This window comes from Blastomonas sp. CCH1-A6 (assembly GCF_001556365.1).
Classification (GTDB): Bacteria; Pseudomonadota; Alphaproteobacteria; order Sphingomonadales; family Sphingomonadaceae; genus Blastomonas; species Blastomonas ursincola.
In genome coordinates, this window is record NZ_LSIS01000314.1 from 1 (window position 1) to 14683 (window position 14683).

Consider the following 14683-nt stretch of genomic DNA (forward strand, 5'->3'; position numbering starts at 1 on the left):
CCCGCCAATCGGGCAGTGGCGGTGCCGGTCCCTGAGATGCTGATCGTGCCGGAGCCCGATGCGACAATGCCGCCACCTGCGCCCGAGCTTTCCAGCAGCAGCGTGCTGCCGTCTTCCAGCAGCAGCGCAAAGCCGTCCTCTTTTAGGAGGCGATCAACCATTATTCAGGCTCGGCAGGGATGAACTCGCCATCCTCGTAGCGATCTCCGATCTTGACGCCATCGGGACAAGGCACAGCCTTGTCAGCGCCGCCCCATTCGGTTTCGCCATCCCAGAGCACGATGTTGGTGACCGTGCCGTCCTCGACAATTGCATATCGATCCATACTGCACCTCAGAAATACGTGATGACGATGCAGCGACCGTTGCCGCCGTTGCCGCCAGCGCCGCTCGGGTTTCCAACGCCAGCGCCGCCGCCTCCACCGCCGCCACCCGGTGTGGCACCATTCCCGCCTGCTGTTGCCACACCTGCGGTCGTCGATGCACCACCACCGCCCCCGCCGCCTGACATGGACGGCGTGACTATTCCCGCCGCGCCAACTGTGCCGGTGATGCCACTGCCACCCGCCGAGCCGCTGCCAGTGCCCGGTGCCGTATTTGCACGGGAAAAATTGCCATGCCCGATTCCGCCGTTGCCGCCGTTGCGAGACGAGAGCGTCGTGCTCTGGCTTCCCCCACCGCCGCCACCGCCTGCGCCAAACACGCCGTTGCCCCCATTGGCACCAGGCGCGCCGGTCGATGCACCTGCGTTGCCGCCCGCCGTGTTGGCAGCGGCGAAATAGCCATTGGTGATCGTCGCGCCACCTTGGCCGCCACCCGTCGAGGTGCCGCCAAGCGCGTTGGCTCCGCCGTTTGCGAACAATGTGGCACCAATTCCGGTCCCGCCGAAAGCGGACGCACCGCCAATACCGCCCGCACCGCCGTTGTTGCCGACTGCCACGCCTGCTGCGCCCGTGCCGCCGCTACCCACCGTGACGGTAACGCTTGAAGCAAGATCATCAGCGACAAACAGATACTCGACATATCCGCCACCAGCACCGCCACCGCCGCCCACTGCCGCCGTGCCAGAAGCCGACGCGCGCCCTGCGCTGCCGCCACCACCAGCGCCCCAGAGGCGAACAAGAACCAGCTTTGCGCCGGTCGGCTTGGTCCACGTCCCCGACGAGTCAAACGTCTGGATGTTCGGGCTGGAAAGGTTGGCAATATCGCGCGCCGTCGCCTTCTCGGTCGTTGTGCCCTGCACCAGCGGGACAGTTTCGGTGCCATCAAGCGGGGTGGACGCCGCCGGTAGCTCGCTGATCTTGGCGTCGGCCATCGGCTATCAGGCCCCGCCAGCGGTCAGGGTGAAAGCGGAAATCGTCACTGCCTGACCAGCGACAAGGCCCGCCGTGGCTTGGTCAAGCTGAAGATCGCCAGTTCCGCCATCAGCAGCCCGCTGCGACACAGTCCCTTGGATGTGCGCGGTCGTGCCGTCGCTGGCATAGATACGGAAGTGCGCGGCAGTGCCGGTCGCATCCGCGCTGGTGTCTTCCCAAGTGCCTGATTTGGACTTGCTGCCACCCGAGGCAGCCGCCATCCAGTCGCTCGGCAAGGTCAGAGTAGCCAGAACCGTGCCCGCGTCGGCGGTGCCTACGGTCGCGGGCACGGTGCCGCTGCGAATTTTGAGGACCGCCCCAGCGCCGATCGCTGTCTCGATTGCGTCAAGCGCCGCGTTTCGGGCGGCTGTACTAAACTGAAATGCCATTTATCGGCCCTCCTTGGCCATGAAAAAAGGCCCGCCCGGCTTCCCGAGCGGGCCCACCCCTGACGCGTGTGATGCGCCCCGTTATTCTGCGGCTGCTGCCTTGCCCGATCGCTTCGCCTTGGGCTCCGCGTCCACTTCCTCGAACCAGCCAATGCTGGTGGCAACCGCTGCCTCCGCATCGCTGAGATCGACGTTCTTCTCGGCGCCAGCCGGGATCGTAATGGGCCCGGACAGGCTGTTTACGACCTTCGGTCCATCGGTGATGTTCTTGAGGATCATCGCCGATACCCCTTAAATGCCGTCGAGATAGCGGAACGCCGCCGGTCGCAGGACATCGACCCCGCCGGTGCGGAAAATGCCCGGCACTTCAAAGCTGGTCGGACCATCCTGATAGACCGGCAGGAAACGGTGCGGCATCGGCAGATGCAGAACCACAACGTCCTGGCGGTTGGCATAGGCGACCATGCGACGAGTGCCCGAACCACCAGCGGTATCGAGCCCCAGCACGCCGCGGATGGTCAGCGGGCGACCGGTCTGCTGCGTGTAATAGTTGTTGCGCTGAATGAACGACAGGATCGTCTCGCTGTTCGTGTCGCTCATCGGCGTCGCGCCCAGCCACGCCAGAACGGCGAACGGAAGCAGAACCGTATCGGCCATTTCGACAGTGTTGGAGCCGGTGAAGATGCCCACGATCACGTTGTTGAAATCGCGGAGAATCTGCGCCGGGGTCTTGGTGCGCACGCCACCAGCATCGAACCACGTGGTCACCGAACCGGTTCCATCAGCCGGCGCGGTTGCCGTGCTGACGCCGCTCTGGTTGACCAGACCCTTGAGGCCCTTGTCGGCATCGCCAGTCTGCGAGATGCGCCACATGAACTCGTTATAGGCACGTGCGGCCGCGAGACCCTTGCGAGCAGTCAGGCCAACATTCAGAAGCTGCGCCTGGCCGACTTCCTCGAGGTCATAGCCATAACCGATCGAGGCCATGTGGACAGCCTGCTGGACCTTGTCCATCGCAATATCGGCCTTCGCCACGTCCTTGGCGCCGCCCGAATACCAGCGAGCCTGACCAACGGTGGTTGAGCTGAACGTGATGATGCCAGGCGTCCACTCCGGGGCGCTGGTATCGACAAAGACGAGCTCGTTCCACGGAAGCTCCGGGAAGCGGGTCTCGTAGACGATGGGGTTGATCGTCGCGGCCTGAGCCACCACGAAATTGAAAGCTGCGGCGTCGTTAAGCTGCATCGTCATAATCCTTGATTACGAGGGGATGCGGCGCAGCCGCACCTTGAAGATTGCGCCAGCGCCCGACGCAGCGGTCTCGGCTTCGCTCTGGGGCACCGCGATGATGGTTCCCGAGGTCGCAGCCGTGGTCCACCGACCCGACGCAGTGTTGAAGTTCAGAGCAGCGCCGACCGCGATGGCAGCATCTGCCAGTGCGAAAAAGCAGCCCTCATCAGCAACGGGCACGTTGTCGCCGGTGGCGTATCCGTCGCCCGATGCGTTGGTCACGCGGCGGACGCCAGCGATGCCGATGTATTCACCGCCGGACGCGAGCGTCTGGCACCCTTCGGCGCCATTGCGCTGAACCGGCACGCCGAAGTTGATTGCGGCAGTCGCGGTGCGCGTGCGCGCATCCCATTCGGCCATGTCGGCGTGCATGCCGGGGAAGCCAGCATCCTGATTGAGCGGATAGGTGGTCTGTAGAGCAGGCATGGGCTTTCCTCCTTACGCCGGGTTGCCCTGGCGGGTGCGCCAGGCGTTGAGATTGGCGACCGAGTCCGCGAATGCCTTCATCTCGCGATCGGCGAGCGCGTTGGCAGGCTTCTGCAGCTGGACGATTGCGTCCTTCGCCTCGGCTTTCTCGGCATCCTTCGCCAGCACCGCGAAAGCACCGGGGATCGCTGCGTCGTCGAGCGCCTTGCCGACATCGCCGAGCTTGGCTTCCACCAGCTCGCGGCGGATCTGCGCATCGGTCTTGCCATCGGTGACGATCGCGGAGTCCAGCGCCTTGACGGTCGAGACCAGCGCCGCGCGGTCGGCGACCAGTTTGTCGATGGCGGCGGGCTCGGCAGCGGCCTTTGCATCGGCCAGCTGCTTGGTCAGAGCGGCGATTTCACCGTCCTTTGCAGCCATCTTCTTCTTGTATTCGTCGGCTTCATCAGCGGAAGCCTTGGCCTGGTCCTGCAGCTTGGTGACGGCGGCTGCGACGGCATCCGCGTCCGACAAATCGACCTGCAGACCGTCGAGCACGATCTTTTTCATCACATTTCCCTTGTTGAGGTCCGCCAGGATGGCGGGGTTGGCATCGCAGGCAGCAAAAGGCTTGCTGTCCGAGATTCGGCATGCGGAACCGGCGCGGCCCCGATCGACGATGGCGACATGGTTGCCGCCCGTGATTTTCGACTGACGCGCATCGCAGACGGTGCCGTCCGGTGCGGTGAACTGGCCGAATTCCAGATTGGCGGAATAGCCGTTGGAAAGCTCGCGCTTGCCCGCATCGACCTTGGCGATTGCGCCCGCGTCGGTCAGCATCAGGTCAAAAGCGAGGTATTCGCCGTCTCGCATCGCGCCCATGATCGTGCCGCGCGCGTGGTCACGCCAGTTGGCGGCAGTTACGGGCTGCGAGGGGTGATCGTCGGTGACCGGCTTGCCGATGAACGACTGCACTGCGGCCTTGTCGAACACGGTGTTTTCGTCGCGAAGGACGTTGACGATTTGCTTGTCGCGCAGGCCGTGGGCGTTGGTCGGATCGACCTCATAGCCAGCGTATTGATAAACCCCGGTGGTTGCTGCTCGTGCCCGCGCGACCAGATACCCGGCACTTGTCCGGCGCGGCGCGTCGAGAATGAGGCTATCCGAGAATTCCATGCGCCGGACAGTATGGCGCACGCCCGCACGGCTTTACGGACGATGGGTTAGCGTGTATTCTCCCGCGCCATGCTTACCGCCCTCATGATGCTCCTCGCTGCCCCTGCGACCGTCAACCAGACCGTGCAGGTCGATGAGAGCCGCTACCGGGTGCTGGTGCGCGGGGATGAGGTCAAGGTGTTCAACAAGGCGCTCATCACTGGCCAGCGGGCGAACGGATCAACCAAGCAGCGCGACCAGATGCGCCAGGCGGTATCGCTCGTGACCGGGTGCCAGATCAAGGACGATTTCTGGCGCGGTGCCGTGCTGGTCGGGGTTATGGATTGCTCGGGGAAGCAGTGACCGGCTGCTCGCAATAATCGATCATGTCCTGCCAACGCTGCTCCCAATCATCGGCGCGGTAGGCTTCCGGCACGATGTCCTCCATGAGCATACGCAGCACGATTGCCGGGTTTGCCTTTTTCAGATCGACGGTCAGGATGTCGAAATCACGCGCCATCACTCACTCCACCTGAAATCGGCTTTCCCAATGCGCCGCAGACACAGGCTTTCGCCTTCACGGTGCGAGATGACGAAATCCGCATGGCAATAGCCGTCATTTACTCTGACCTGCTTGCCGATCGCATGGTCTGGGGTTTCGCCAAGATGATTAGGCCAGCTCGCCATGGTGAAGCTCTCGACGCGCGGTCCTGGCTCCATCGTGCCTTGGATTGTTGCGCTACGAAACGCGGTTTCTGCCAAGAGAACGGCGTCCATGTATTCTGTTTCCATCACTCACTCCCTGCCAGAATGGCGTCGATCATGGCGGTCCATGCGTTGACGGCTTGGTTGTTGGCCATCAGCTTGCTACCGCGCCCGTCTGCGATGGAAGCATACTGACCATCGCCAACCTCAGTATCGAGAACCTGTTCGCCACCCGCTTCGATCATTGCTCTATCCGGCTCCCGGATCGCGGTCAGGACGGCGCGGGTCAGCGCCTCGGTAGAGATCATCCGCCCGTCAGGTAGCGCGAATGCATCTATCGGGAGCCAACTAAAGCCGAGCGTCTGAGCGATCGCAGCCTTGGCGCGTTCGAGCGGGGTCATGCTGCGGACTCCAGCTCAGCCAGCAACGCCTGGTGCATCCCAGCGCCCAGGCCGAACGGCGCAAAGAGCGTCATCCCGAGGCCGTTGAAATGGATCGCGTCGTCCTCCGATCCCCGCGGAAAGTCCATTGACAGGTGACTGCACCCGCCTCCGGACCTCAAAAAGCCGCTTCGACTTACCACCCGATCGTCCTCCTCATGGAGGAAAGGGCGGGACGCGGGCACAGCAGGAAATCCGTGGGGCATGACCACATGCTTCCCGCGGCGTGGGGCACGCGTAGGGTATTCAGATGTCGAGCCCCAACTGCACGGCTTGCCATCCTCGTCGGAAAACTCGACCGATTGAACGAGCCACGAGAACGAGCCGTTCATGTCGGGCGCGCGACCTTCGCGAAACGAGATGGAGCGCACTCGGCTAAGGTTGATAGTAGAGGCCCAACGTGTCTCGGCCTTCGCTAACGCGGTATCCTGGTTGCCCGCGCGGGTGATTGCGATGCTCAGAAAATCGCCGTGCCGCTTGAACGAGAAGGAGAACCCAGCGCGCTGCCGATCGAGTTCAGCTTCGAACTCAGCGAACAATGCCTCGTTGCCCTCGCGTAGTTTCGCCTCGGCCTCAATCGCCAAGGGGTTCAGGACGGTGCGGCTGTATTCCATCGCCGCATCCATCTCATCAAATACTGTCTTGCGTTCGGTCGCGTCTCTGTTGAAAAGCTTCAAAGCCATATCGAAATCACCTTCGTTGTGGTCAGGGCCGGGCGCTGTTGACGCAGCGTTTCCGGCCCGCTTTTCTACCACAGTCCGCCGCGCGCGCCTAATCGAATTTGAGCACCGCGAGCTGGCGGCACCCGCAATAGGGCAACTGTCCTGGCATCTCCGGCGGCGGTTTGTTGTCGCTATATTCCTTGCCGTCGCGCGCCTTGTGATCGACGCGCGGATGGCGCTTGCCGCTGTGCTTCCACTCCCAATCGGCAATCCCCGCCTCGCGCCGCCGCTCGTCGGCGAGCGAGCTGGTGAGCTTGGTCAGCTGGTCCGATGCAATGCGCCGCGCCCGATCCCGCGCCATGCCGGTTGCTTCCCGGATCCTCGCCGCCACGTCCCGCGCCGGGGCTCGGGTGCGCAGGCCATCGAACACCGCGTCGCTGATGCGCTTGCGTGCCTGCGCCGACACGTCCTTGACCAGATCGACATTCCAGCTGATGTGCGTCTCGAGGCTGGCGCGCACCGCCTCGGGCCCGAGCAGCGTGTCCAGATCGACGCCGGTGGCGGAAAGGACAGCACCACGCCAGCGCCCGCGGAACCATCGTTCGGTCCTCAGAACCCAATCCCGCACCCGCGCATCGAGCAGCAGGAACAGCCGCGTCGCCTCACCGTCTGCCGCATCGATCTCGCGCTGCACGTCGGCGGGGCTATCGGTGGTCTGCTCGGAAATGGCGCGCTCGTATTCGGCGATGATGCGGAGGGACGCGCGCTGCCAGATATCGACGATCGGTAGGTAGCTTTCGCGGAACAGGTCGGTTGCGAAGGTTTGCGGCGGCACGATGTCGCGCAGTCGGATCGACTTCTTGCGCACCACGCGGGCACGGAGGGTCATGGCGGGGAGGTCGAAGGGCATGGCTTACGCCTCCTTGACCTTCGCCTTCCAATCATCGTCCAGCGGCTCGAAAATCTCAGGCCCGAACCGCAGGACACCGCGATAGGGCTCGATCGCCTCGACATCGATGTCGGGCGCGTTGTAGGAAATCGTCACGTGCGGCTGATATTCCGGCCAATCCCACGATGCACCGGCATTGCGGATTTGCTCATGTCGCCATGCCAGGCGCGACGATCCGAACAGCAGCACCAGCGCCTCACCATCCTTGCCCAGCCGCTCGACCAGACGCGGGCCGCCGGGGTTGATGACCAGCGTGCCGTCCTTTTCCTCGTTCCAGTCGTTGGCCTCGACCTTGAGCCAGTCGATGGGCTGGCGACTGAACGCGATGGTGACGTGCATGTCGCTGCCGTCGATGGTGGTGGCGATGCCCTGCGCCTTGGCCCATGCTATCAGGTCGGCGCTGTTGAGCAGCTTGCGATGGACGTAGAGCGGGCGCGGGGTGGCGTCGTTCATCCGGCGCGAATCGTCCACGCTCGCGCCGTTCGCTAGAACCGGATCACCTCCTTCCGCCTGCATTGAACTCGGGTCCGTGCCGTCGTCCTCCGGCTCCTCGCCGAAGCGCTCGGCCTCGGGGATCTTGGCAAGCGCGGATTCCAGCGCGGGCAGATACCCCTGCTCGACGAGCAACGACTGGACGCCCTCGGCGAACGCCTCGCGCGGGATGACGCCGATCTTGTCCAGCACCTCGACCGCCTTCATCTCGGTCTCGAACTGCTTGGCGCGCTCTGCCTCGCTCGGCATGTCGAGCGGCGGGAACTCGTACCAGACGCCTTCGGGCATCGAGCCGAGCGCGGAGGGGATGAGGTAGGCGAACAGGTCGTCGAGGCAGGGCTTGAGGTCGATGGTCTGCCGCGCGCGGACCATCTTGTTCCAATCCTTCTGCTGGCTCTCGCCACTGCTGTTCATGCCCTCGGGCGCGCGACCGAGCAGACGGGTGGCAGGGATGTCGCTGATAGCCGCAACGAACTCGCCATAGGCGTTCATCACGTCCTTGAGCCCGGCGAAGCTGTACTGGACGTCGTCGATCCTCTCGCCTGCCCCCTCGGCGCCATCGCCAGCGTCGTAGATCGAAGCGTTGTAAAGCGACTCGGCCAGGTTGATGTTGGCGATACGCGCGGCGAGCAGGGCCTCGCCTTCCTGCGTTGCGAGAATCTCGCCAAGCTTCGGGATGCCGAGGCGCATCAGGCGCGCTTTGTGAATGAGCGAGGCAAAGGCGGTCTGCGCGGCGTCGCTGTTCTGCACCGCATCGAGCACCTGCTCGACCGTGCTCTCGCCCCACCACTCGTCCTCCCATGAATGGCCGAGGCCCATGCTGGGCAGCGGGTCGGCGCGGAACGCAATGACGCGCGAGGGGTGCACCTCGATCATGCCGCCCTGCGCGGTGCTGTAGCGGTAGAACTGCGGCTTGCCGTTGTTCGGGTCGCGATAGTCCTGGATCTCGGGACCGGCCTGCAACTGCCAGCGGGAGAGGACGTGGATATAGGCGAGCCCGCCCTTGCCGACCGTGGTAGGCGCGGGCTGCCGAGGATCGCCGGGCAGGCCGAGCAGCATGGCGCCGCCGCCAAGCCCGCGCAGCTGTTCCGCGCGCCTGATCTTGTCGAGCAGGTTGTGCCGCGCCATCTCGGCCTCGAGCAGGGTGATCTGGTCAGCCTCGGCCTTCCACTCCAACCCCTCGCGCACCATGTCCTTGGCGGGCACGTTCACGATCTTGCGCATCAGGCCGCTGCCGCGATAGGCGGCGTAGATGTCCTGCTGCGTCTTGGGCATGTAGGTATAGCGATTGGCCGAGCGCGGGTCGCTGGTGCGCCCCATGCCGGTCAATGCGTTGGTCAGGCCGTCTTTGAGGCTAAGCAGGATGCCCATGGCCGCACGGTGGCTGCGCATGGCGGGTGAGGTTACGGACGACTAGGAGGCGAGGGCGGTGAGGGAGTACCGTCCCGCGCGGATGATCGTCGAGACGCTGTAGCGCAGGGCGTCGATATAGTGGTTGTTCGCATCGACCAGCACGGGAAGAATGTCGCCAGTCAGCCGATCGACCTTGTAGCTGTAGAGGCGCATTTCCTTGATGGTCTCGCGGCATCGCGGGTGCACCACGATCTCGCGGAACGACCGCAGGAAGCGGATGCCGTCATCGATGCTGCCCTGCCACTTGCTGGCCGCCTGCGCCTTGGGCACGCCCGATCGCGTCAGGATGCTGATACTGCCAGGCGACGCGCTGTCCCAACGGCTGACATATCGGTCGAAGTCGGGGATATCGGCGCAGACCCGCGCGCCGATGGCGTCGAGCTCGATAGTCCGCCCGCCAGCCTCGTGGCTCACATAGAGCGTGTCGCCGTGGATGTAGCACCGCACCGCAGCCGTGGGGTCTTGCGCATAGCCGAAGTCTCCGCCTTGGTATGGCCCGTCCCAGCTCGGTTGCGGCTCGAACTCGGCGGTGCGCCATTTGCCCGAAAAGACCTGCGCATCGGAGTTGGTGAGGTATGCGCCCTCCCAGATATGGGCATAAGTTGCCGGGTCCAGACGCTCTTGCTCGCGCCTGCGTAGCGCGTCGAGGCCGGGCGGGAAGAACGGATTGTCCTGCCAGTTGATTTCGGTGATGAGCGCGTTTGGCGGCGGCTCCTTGATGAACCGTTTATCGACCGGCGAACCGTCAATGCGCGGGTTCCAGATGGCCCAAAGCTCAGACCTGGGCTGGCGGAACACCGTGGCCTCGAGCGCAAGCCATGACGCCTCCGGCACGTCCTCGGCTTCTTCCACGATGGTCAGGTCGATCTTGGCCAGCGACTTGATGCCGCCGCTGTTGTGCCGCAATCCGCGGAATAGGAACTCGGTGCCATTTCGGCCGCGCAGGTAATCGACACCGACGTCGTAATGAGCCTCGAGCCAAGGATAGGCCGCGATGGCGGCTTTGAGCTCGGCGTGAAAGCTCTCCTTGATCGATACCTGCAGGTCGCGGGTGCACAGCACGCGCAAGGGCTCGGCATAGCCCCAGACGGACGCCATCAACGCCGCGCTGAACGACTTTGCCGAAGCGGAGATGATCGCCGCGCTTGAAGCAACGGGTCACACAGTAACCCCGCCTGACCCGCTGGTGGCAGATCGGGAGTTCCTGGCTGGGCTGTTTGAAAGCTTCGGACTGCGCAACCGGGCCAGGCTTATCCGAGATGGCGTTGACGACACGGTTGTCCCCGCCGCCATGGCCTACCTTCGTGCCAACAAGGGGAGGCTGTGATGGAAGAAAAAACACCGATTTGGGCGCTTGACCAAGCTGCGCGGGCTGCTGGCTTTGTTGATTTTGACGCCGTTTCTTACGGCGAAACGCACAGCACGATGAAATCTGTGCGTAGCCATGCCCGCATGATCGCAACCTACGAAAAGCCGCCTTTGGATCATGCTCAAGAGCGCAAAGAGTTGGCGCGACTTCTGCGGTTCATGAACATGCGCCAAACATCTTGGCAGGTTGAAAGCGGGGAGGGCCAAGAAGGCCTGCTGTTAGAATATCTCGCCATCATTCGGGAGCGCCGCCAATGACCCCGATCCCCGCGCCGATGGGCAAGCCCTACCGTGTCAGCTCTAACGCGGTCTGGCCGCTGCGCGCCGCCGATGGCCGCACATTCGCAGAACACCATGCTGAGAAGGAACGCAAGCAATGACCAAGACAGCACATACGCCGGGGCCTTGGGCCGTTGTGAATGGGAGCCTTATTAGCTCAAACCTCGACAGCGAGGGGCAAGAGATTGACCGTCCGGTCGGCAATCAAGGTATCTACGTTGCGCAGACCAAGGGACCGGATAGCAATCCCAACGCCGCCCGCATCGTCGCCTGCGTGAACGCCTGCGAAGGCATCGCCAACCCGGATGTGGTGCCGGAGGCGATTGCGGCGCTGCGAGGCGTCCGCTGGCGCAGCGCAGATCGCGACAACATGGAGTTTGTAGCGACCATCACTTATTCGCAGATGGACAAGTTGCGCGCCATCCTCGCCAAGCTGGAGGGCCGGTCATGACCCCCTACGAAATCGCCGGATCCTACATCGCAGGCATATTCATAGCGATGCTGGTTGGCGAGCGGTATGCGGACAAGCTGCCGCGCCGCCATCGCCCGATGATCCCGCTCTATTCGTTCTTCTGGCCGCTCGCCATGTTCGTCGGTGCGGTCGCTATGTTCGGAACGCAGGCCCGGCGGTCGGCAAGAAGGAGGGAACGGTGATGCCCAGCCGTGCCCGAACCTTCGTCCGCGATGACCGCGAAACCGAGGTTGAGGTCGATTACGAGGTGCGCGGCGGCAGCGAGCCGTCCGGCATGTTCGGCCCGCCCGAGGATTACGACCCCGGTGAGCCGCCAGAGGTGACCGTGACCGGCGCTTGGCTGCTGGCCGACGCGAACAATCCCGATGCACCCGAGGTCGAGCTTACCGACGCCGAGCGGGAGCGGTTTGAGCAAGAGGTCATCGAAGACCCCGAGACATGGGAGCCGGATTATGCGGTCGGCCACCTGCAACGATGGCTGGACGGCATGGGCGGGCTCAACGTGGCAGGCATGACGCTAGAGCGCGTGCAGGGCTACATCGACATGCGCCGCCGGGAAGGCGTGACCGGCGAGACGATCCAGAGTGAGCTTGCGGCCCTGTCCCGGTCGATGAAGTGGGCAGCGCTCAACCAGATCATCCCTTATGCCCCGCCCGTCCCGCGCGTTGAAGCTGGCCACAAGTCGGGACCGAAGGAGATCGAATACAGCATGGAACAGGTTGCGGCGCTGCTAGAGGCATCTGCCCGGCAGGCTGAGCGCGTCCATATCCAGCTTTTCACGATAATCATGCTTTCGACACACGCCCGCGTCGAGGCTGTTCTAGAGCTGGACGCCAGCCAGATCAGGGATGGGTTGATCTACTTCAACGCCCCAGGCCGAGCGCAGACGATCAAGAAGCGGGCCATTGTCCCTATCGTGCCGACTCTGGCCAATGTGTTGCCAGCCACCGGCAAGGTGATCCGCCAATGGAATGCGTGCAAAGATGGCAGCATGGTGGGGCGCGACGTGTTCAGCATCCGCAAGGCGTTCGCCAACTGCCTGATCGACGCAGGGATAACAAAGGACGGCGAGCCGTGGGGGAGCCCGAACACGCTACGCCATACGATCCACACTCAGTTGCAGCGCGTTGGCGTCCCGCAAGCGCAGATCGACACGGCAGCGGGCCATGCCACTGACGGCGGGCGCACTGGTCGCAATTACACGCACCTGCGCCCCGAATATCTGAAAGAGTTTTGCGAGGCTATCGAGGCGTATTGGGCGGACATGGACAAACTGACCACCGTGCATCGGCGGTCCCTGGTCGGTCCCAATCTTTTTAGCCATATCGACGGGAGGGCGTTGTAAATGCCGCAAATCCGGGCTATAAGAATGGTGGAGCCTAGCGGGATCGAACCGCTGACCTCTACACTGCCAGTGTAGCGCTCTCCCAGCTGAGCTAAGGCCCCATCTTCGCCGGTTTTTGACCCCCCGGCGTCGGGAAGGACCGCCCTTTAGTCGAGCGATCCGAAGGTGGCAAGGGGCAATTTTGCCCCCTGCCAATATTTCGCGTGTCCGTCGAAAAAGGCTCAGCCTTCCTCGTCGTCGTCCGCTGCGGCGACGCCCAGGTCGTCGTCTCCGCCCAGGTCGACATCGTTGTCGGGCGAATCGCCGTCTTCGTCGATGTCCAGATCCTCATCGGCCAGATCGACATCCTCCTTCTCGATGACCTTCTTCTTCTCTTCCTCGAAGGGCAGCGGCTGCTTGGACTTCAGCACCGGCTCGGGCGTCCAGCTGTTGCCGCAGTTGATGCAGGATACGGGGTCGTCCTTGCCAAGGTCGTAGAAGCGGGTGCCGCATTTCGGGCAGCTGTGCTTGGCGCCCCATTCAGGCTTGATCATGAAAAATGCCTCGGTTTCAGCTCAATCAATGGATCGATGTGGAGAAGGTTGCATGCTTCCGCAAGGCGGCGCGCACGCCACCGGCCGGAAAATTGGCGTGCGCCTTGCCATAGCTTTGTGCCGCTGTCAAAAGCTGCGTCGCTTTTACTCCCCGGCAGACCATGCCCAAACGGAAATGCACTGAACATCATGGCCCATCATGCTGACGAGGCGGCGCGCCCGCGCCGCTTTTCCGCAGGCTCTGCGCTGACCGGCGCGATCCGCGTTCCCGGCGACAAGTCGATCTCGCACCGCGCGCTGATGCTGTCGGCGCTGTGCGTGGGCGAGAGCCGCATCTCGGGACTACTGGAAGGCGAAGACGTGCTTGCCACCGCCGCCGCGATGCGGGCGATGGGCGCGACGATCGCACGCGGCGACGATGGCGTGTGGACGGTGCACGGCGTCGGTGTGGGCGGGCTGATGCAGCCGGAACAGGCGCTCGACATGGGCAATAGCGGCACCTCGACCCGCCTGCTGATGGGGCTGGTCGCCAGCCACCCGATCACCGCGATGTTCACCGGCGATGCATCCTTGAGCCGCCGCCCGATGGCGCGCGTTACCGATCCGCTCAGCGAAATGGGCGCGGAGTTTGGCGCCAGCCCTGGCGGTACGCTGCCGCTGATGGTGCGCGGGCTGCAGCCGGCGGTGCCGATCACCTATCGGCTTCCCGTGGTCTCCGCGCAGGTCAAATCGGCGATCCTGCTCGCCGCGCTCAACACGCCGGGTACCACCACGGTCATCGAACCGGTGGCGACGCGCGACCATAGCGAAAAGATGCTCGCCGGATTCGGCGCACCGCTGACCGTCGAGGTCGATGCCGAAGGCGTACGGCATATCTCGGTCACCGGACCGTGCGATCTCAAGGCACAGGATATCGTCGTTCCGGGCGATCCGTCGTCCGCCGCGTTCTTCATCGTCGCCGCGCTGATCGTGCCGGGATCGGATCTGATCATCGAGAATGTCGGCATGAACGTCACCCGCACCGGCATCATTACCGTGCTCGAGGCGATGGGCGGGCAGATTGAGCGGCTTAATGAACGCACCGTCGGCGGCGAGCCGGTGGCGGACCTGCGCGTGCGGGCGAGCGCGCTCAAGGGAATCACCGTCGATCCCGTGATCGTGCCGAGCATGGTCGACGAGTTTCCGGTGTTCTTCATCGCCGCCGCGATGGCCGAGGGTACGACCGTCACGTCCGGGCTCGACGAGTTGCGCGTCAAGGAATCGGACCGGCTCGCCACCATGGCGCGTGGGCTCGAGGCGATCGGCGCGGCGGTGGAAGAGCGCGAGGACGGCCTTGTCATCACCGGCAGCGGGGGCAGGGCGCTTCGCGGCGGCGGGCCGATCACGACATCACTCGACCACCGTATCGCGATGAGCTTTGCGGTGGCGGGGC

At 63.9% G+C, this 14683-nt stretch carries 22 protein-coding genes and 1 tRNA gene; 7 read left to right on the top strand and 16 right to left on the bottom strand.

Features of this window, described 5'->3' with window-relative positions; translation table 11 throughout:
* Positions 1–160: 160 nt before the first annotated feature.
* The 7 genes from AX735_RS25930 to AX735_RS14830 form a co-directional block, all read right to left on the bottom strand.
* Positions 161–325 (bottom strand): hypothetical protein, encoded by a 165-nt coding sequence (locus AX735_RS25930; RefSeq protein WP_202189587.1) that lies wholly within the window; start codon positions 323–325, stop codon positions 161–163.
* A gap of 8 nt (positions 326–333) precedes the next feature.
* Positions 334–1314, bottom strand: a complete 981-nt coding sequence (locus AX735_RS26945; RefSeq protein ID WP_066281895.1) for a glycine-rich domain-containing protein — start codon at positions 1312–1314, stop codon at positions 334–336.
* 6 nt (positions 1315–1320) lie between these two features.
* On the bottom strand, positions 1321–1743 hold the full coding sequence (locus AX735_RS14810; RefSeq protein WP_066281897.1) for a hypothetical protein: 423 nt from the start codon (positions 1741–1743) through the stop codon (positions 1321–1323).
* 81 nt (positions 1744–1824) lie between these two features.
* On the bottom strand, positions 1825–2022 hold the full coding sequence (locus tag AX735_RS14815; RefSeq protein WP_066281899.1) for a hypothetical protein: 198 nt from the start codon (positions 2020–2022) through the stop codon (positions 1825–1827).
* A gap of 12 nt (positions 2023–2034) precedes the next feature.
* Complete coding sequence (locus AX735_RS14820; protein WP_202189588.1) at positions 2035–2988, bottom strand: DUF2184 domain-containing protein; 954 nt, start codon at positions 2986–2988, stop codon at positions 2035–2037.
* 15 nt (positions 2989–3003) lie between these two features.
* Positions 3004–3459 (bottom strand): structural cement protein Gp24, encoded by a 456-nt coding sequence (locus tag AX735_RS14825; protein WP_082751130.1) that lies wholly within the window; start codon positions 3457–3459, stop codon positions 3004–3006.
* Positions 3460–3471: 12 nt separating this feature from the next.
* Positions 3472–4635 (bottom strand): DUF2213 domain-containing protein, encoded by a 1164-nt coding sequence (locus AX735_RS14830; RefSeq protein WP_231750135.1) that lies wholly within the window; start codon positions 4633–4635, stop codon positions 3472–3474.
* Between the two features lie 48 nt (positions 4636–4683).
* Between AX735_RS14830 and AX735_RS14835 the strand changes: the two genes are divergently transcribed.
* On the top strand, positions 4684–4956 hold the full coding sequence (locus AX735_RS14835; RefSeq protein ID WP_066281902.1) for a hypothetical protein: 273 nt from the start codon (positions 4684–4686) through the stop codon (positions 4954–4956).
* On the opposite strand, the gene AX735_RS14840 is transcribed toward AX735_RS14835, so the two are convergent.
* The 7 genes from AX735_RS14840 to AX735_RS14870 form a co-directional block, all read right to left on the bottom strand.
* On the bottom strand, positions 4931–5113 hold the full coding sequence (locus AX735_RS14840) for a hypothetical protein (RefSeq protein ID WP_066281905.1): 183 nt from the start codon (positions 5111–5113) through the stop codon (positions 4931–4933). The two genes, AX735_RS14835 and AX735_RS14840, sit on opposite strands and share 26 nt — an antisense overlap.
* Positions 5113–5385, bottom strand: coding sequence for a hypothetical protein (locus tag AX735_RS14845; protein WP_066281907.1), 273 nt, complete (start codon positions 5383–5385; stop codon positions 5113–5115). Before AX735_RS14845 ends, AX735_RS14840 begins: the two co-directional genes overlap by 1 nt.
* Positions 5385–5699 (bottom strand): hypothetical protein, encoded by a 315-nt coding sequence (locus tag AX735_RS14850; RefSeq protein ID WP_066281908.1) that lies wholly within the window; start codon positions 5697–5699, stop codon positions 5385–5387. Before AX735_RS14850 ends, AX735_RS14845 begins: the two co-directional genes overlap by 1 nt.
* Positions 5696–6421, bottom strand: coding sequence for a hypothetical protein (locus AX735_RS14855; RefSeq protein WP_066281910.1), 726 nt, complete (start codon positions 6419–6421; stop codon positions 5696–5698). Before AX735_RS14855 ends, AX735_RS14850 begins: the two co-directional genes overlap by 4 nt.
* Before the next feature lie 88 nt (positions 6422–6509).
* The gene (locus AX735_RS14860; RefSeq protein ID WP_202189589.1) at positions 6510–7310 is read right to left on the bottom strand and encodes a phage minor head protein; all 801 of its coding nucleotides are present in this window, start codon (positions 7308–7310) and stop codon (positions 6510–6512) included.
* A 3-nt stretch (positions 7311–7313) separates the two neighbouring features.
* On the bottom strand, positions 7314–9233 hold the full coding sequence (locus AX735_RS14865) for a phage portal protein (protein WP_082751131.1): 1920 nt from the start codon (positions 9231–9233) through the stop codon (positions 7314–7316).
* Between the two features lie 21 nt (positions 9234–9254).
* Positions 9255–10391 (bottom strand): PBSX family phage terminase large subunit, encoded by a 1137-nt coding sequence (locus AX735_RS14870; protein WP_446471827.1) that lies wholly within the window; start codon positions 10389–10391, stop codon positions 9255–9257.
* A 189-nt stretch (positions 10392–10580) separates the two neighbouring features.
* On the opposite strand from AX735_RS14870, the gene AX735_RS14880 reads away from it, so the two are divergent.
* Genes AX735_RS14880 through AX735_RS14895 form a run of 5 tightly spaced genes read left to right on the top strand, consistent with a single transcriptional unit; the run spans position 10581 to position 12718 of the window.
* A complete protein-coding gene (locus tag AX735_RS14880) occupies positions 10581–10880 on the top strand; it encodes a hypothetical protein (protein WP_066281917.1) in 300 nt (99 codons plus the stop codon).
* Entirely contained in the window at positions 10877–11002 is a 126-nt protein-coding gene (locus tag AX735_RS26950) for a hypothetical protein (protein ID WP_446471826.1), read from the top strand. The genes AX735_RS14880 and AX735_RS26950 overlap by 4 nt, the downstream gene beginning before the upstream one ends.
* Complete coding sequence (locus tag AX735_RS14885; RefSeq protein WP_066281919.1) at positions 10999–11352, top strand: hypothetical protein; 354 nt, start codon at positions 10999–11001, stop codon at positions 11350–11352. The genes AX735_RS26950 and AX735_RS14885 overlap by 4 nt, the downstream gene beginning before the upstream one ends.
* Positions 11349–11555 carry a hypothetical protein gene (locus tag AX735_RS14890; protein WP_066281922.1) on the top strand — a complete coding sequence of 69 codons (207 nt, stop codon included), beginning with the start codon at positions 11349–11351 and terminating at the stop codon, positions 11553–11555. The genes AX735_RS14885 and AX735_RS14890 overlap by 4 nt, the downstream gene beginning before the upstream one ends.
* Positions 11555–12718, top strand: a complete 1164-nt coding sequence (locus tag AX735_RS14895) for a tyrosine-type recombinase/integrase (protein ID WP_066281924.1) — start codon at positions 11555–11557, stop codon at positions 12716–12718. Before AX735_RS14890 ends, AX735_RS14895 begins: the two co-directional genes overlap by 1 nt.
* 25 nt (positions 12719–12743) lie before the next feature.
* On the opposite strand, the gene AX735_RS14900 is transcribed toward AX735_RS14895, so the two are convergent.
* Together AX735_RS14900 and AX735_RS14905 are read right to left on the bottom strand one after the other, a co-directional pair.
* Positions 12744–12819, bottom strand: a tRNA-Ala gene (locus AX735_RS14900).
* A 120-nt stretch (positions 12820–12939) separates the two neighbouring features.
* Positions 12940–13251, bottom strand: coding sequence for an FYDLN acid domain-containing protein (locus AX735_RS14905; protein ID WP_066281925.1), 312 nt, complete (start codon positions 13249–13251; stop codon positions 12940–12942).
* 189 nt (positions 13252–13440) lie between these two features.
* Between AX735_RS14905 and aroA the strand changes: the two genes are divergently transcribed.
* A partial coding sequence (gene aroA, locus AX735_RS14910; protein WP_066281930.1) for a 3-phosphoshikimate 1-carboxyvinyltransferase occupies positions 13441–14683 on the top strand: 1243 nt, incomplete at its 3' end.

Bases quoted from the DNA above. Each gene is read 5' to 3' on its own strand.
- AX735_RS25930 (WP_202189587.1), bottom strand. From the start codon at position 325: ATGGATCGATATGCAATTGTCGAGGACGGCACGGTCACCAACATCGTG.
- AX735_RS26945 (WP_066281895.1), bottom strand. From the start codon at position 1,314: ATGGCCGACGCCAAGATCAGCGAGCTACCGGCGGCGTCCACCCCGCTT.
- AX735_RS14810 (WP_066281897.1), bottom strand. From the start codon at position 1,743: ATGGCATTTCAGTTTAGTACAGCCGCCCGAAACGCGGCGCTTGACGCA.
- AX735_RS14815 (WP_066281899.1), bottom strand. From the start codon at position 2,022: ATGATCCTCAAGAACATCACCGATGGACCGAAGGTCGTAAACAGCCTG.
- AX735_RS14820 (WP_202189588.1), bottom strand. From the start codon at position 2,988: ATGCAGCTTAACGACGCCGCAGCTTTCAATTTCGTGGTGGCTCAGGCC.
- AX735_RS14825 (WP_082751130.1), bottom strand. From the start codon at position 3,459: ATGCCTGCTCTACAGACCACCTATCCGCTCAATCAGGATGCTGGCTTC.
- AX735_RS14835 (WP_066281902.1), top strand. From the start codon at position 4,684: ATGCTTACCGCCCTCATGATGCTCCTCGCTGCCCCTGCGACCGTCAAC.
- AX735_RS14840 (WP_066281905.1), bottom strand. From the start codon at position 5,113: ATGGCGCGTGATTTCGACATCCTGACCGTCGATCTGAAAAAGGCAAAC.
- AX735_RS14845 (WP_066281907.1), bottom strand. From the start codon at position 5,385: ATGGAAACAGAATACATGGACGCCGTTCTCTTGGCAGAAACCGCGTTT.
- AX735_RS14850 (WP_066281908.1), bottom strand. From the start codon at position 5,699: ATGACCCCGCTCGAACGCGCCAAGGCTGCGATCGCTCAGACGCTCGGC.
- AX735_RS14855 (WP_066281910.1), bottom strand. From the start codon at position 6,421: ATGGCTTTGAAGCTTTTCAACAGAGACGCGACCGAACGCAAGACAGTA.
- AX735_RS14860 (WP_202189589.1), bottom strand. From the start codon at position 7,310: ATGCCCTTCGACCTCCCCGCCATGACCCTCCGTGCCCGCGTGGTGCGC.
- AX735_RS14865 (WP_082751131.1), bottom strand. From the start codon at position 9,233: ATGCGCAGCCACCGTGCGGCCATGGGCATCCTGCTTAGCCTCAAAGAC.
- AX735_RS14880 (WP_066281917.1), top strand. From the start codon at position 10,581: ATGGAAGAAAAAACACCGATTTGGGCGCTTGACCAAGCTGCGCGGGCT.
- AX735_RS26950 (WP_446471826.1), top strand. From the start codon at position 10,877: ATGACCCCGATCCCCGCGCCGATGGGCAAGCCCTACCGTGTCAGCTCT.
- AX735_RS14885 (WP_066281919.1), top strand. From the start codon at position 10,999: ATGACCAAGACAGCACATACGCCGGGGCCTTGGGCCGTTGTGAATGGG.
- AX735_RS14890 (WP_066281922.1), top strand. From the start codon at position 11,349: ATGACCCCCTACGAAATCGCCGGATCCTACATCGCAGGCATATTCATA.
- AX735_RS14895 (WP_066281924.1), top strand. From the start codon at position 11,555: ATGCCCAGCCGTGCCCGAACCTTCGTCCGCGATGACCGCGAAACCGAG.
- AX735_RS14905 (WP_066281925.1), bottom strand. From the start codon at position 13,251: ATGATCAAGCCTGAATGGGGCGCCAAGCACAGCTGCCCGAAATGCGGC.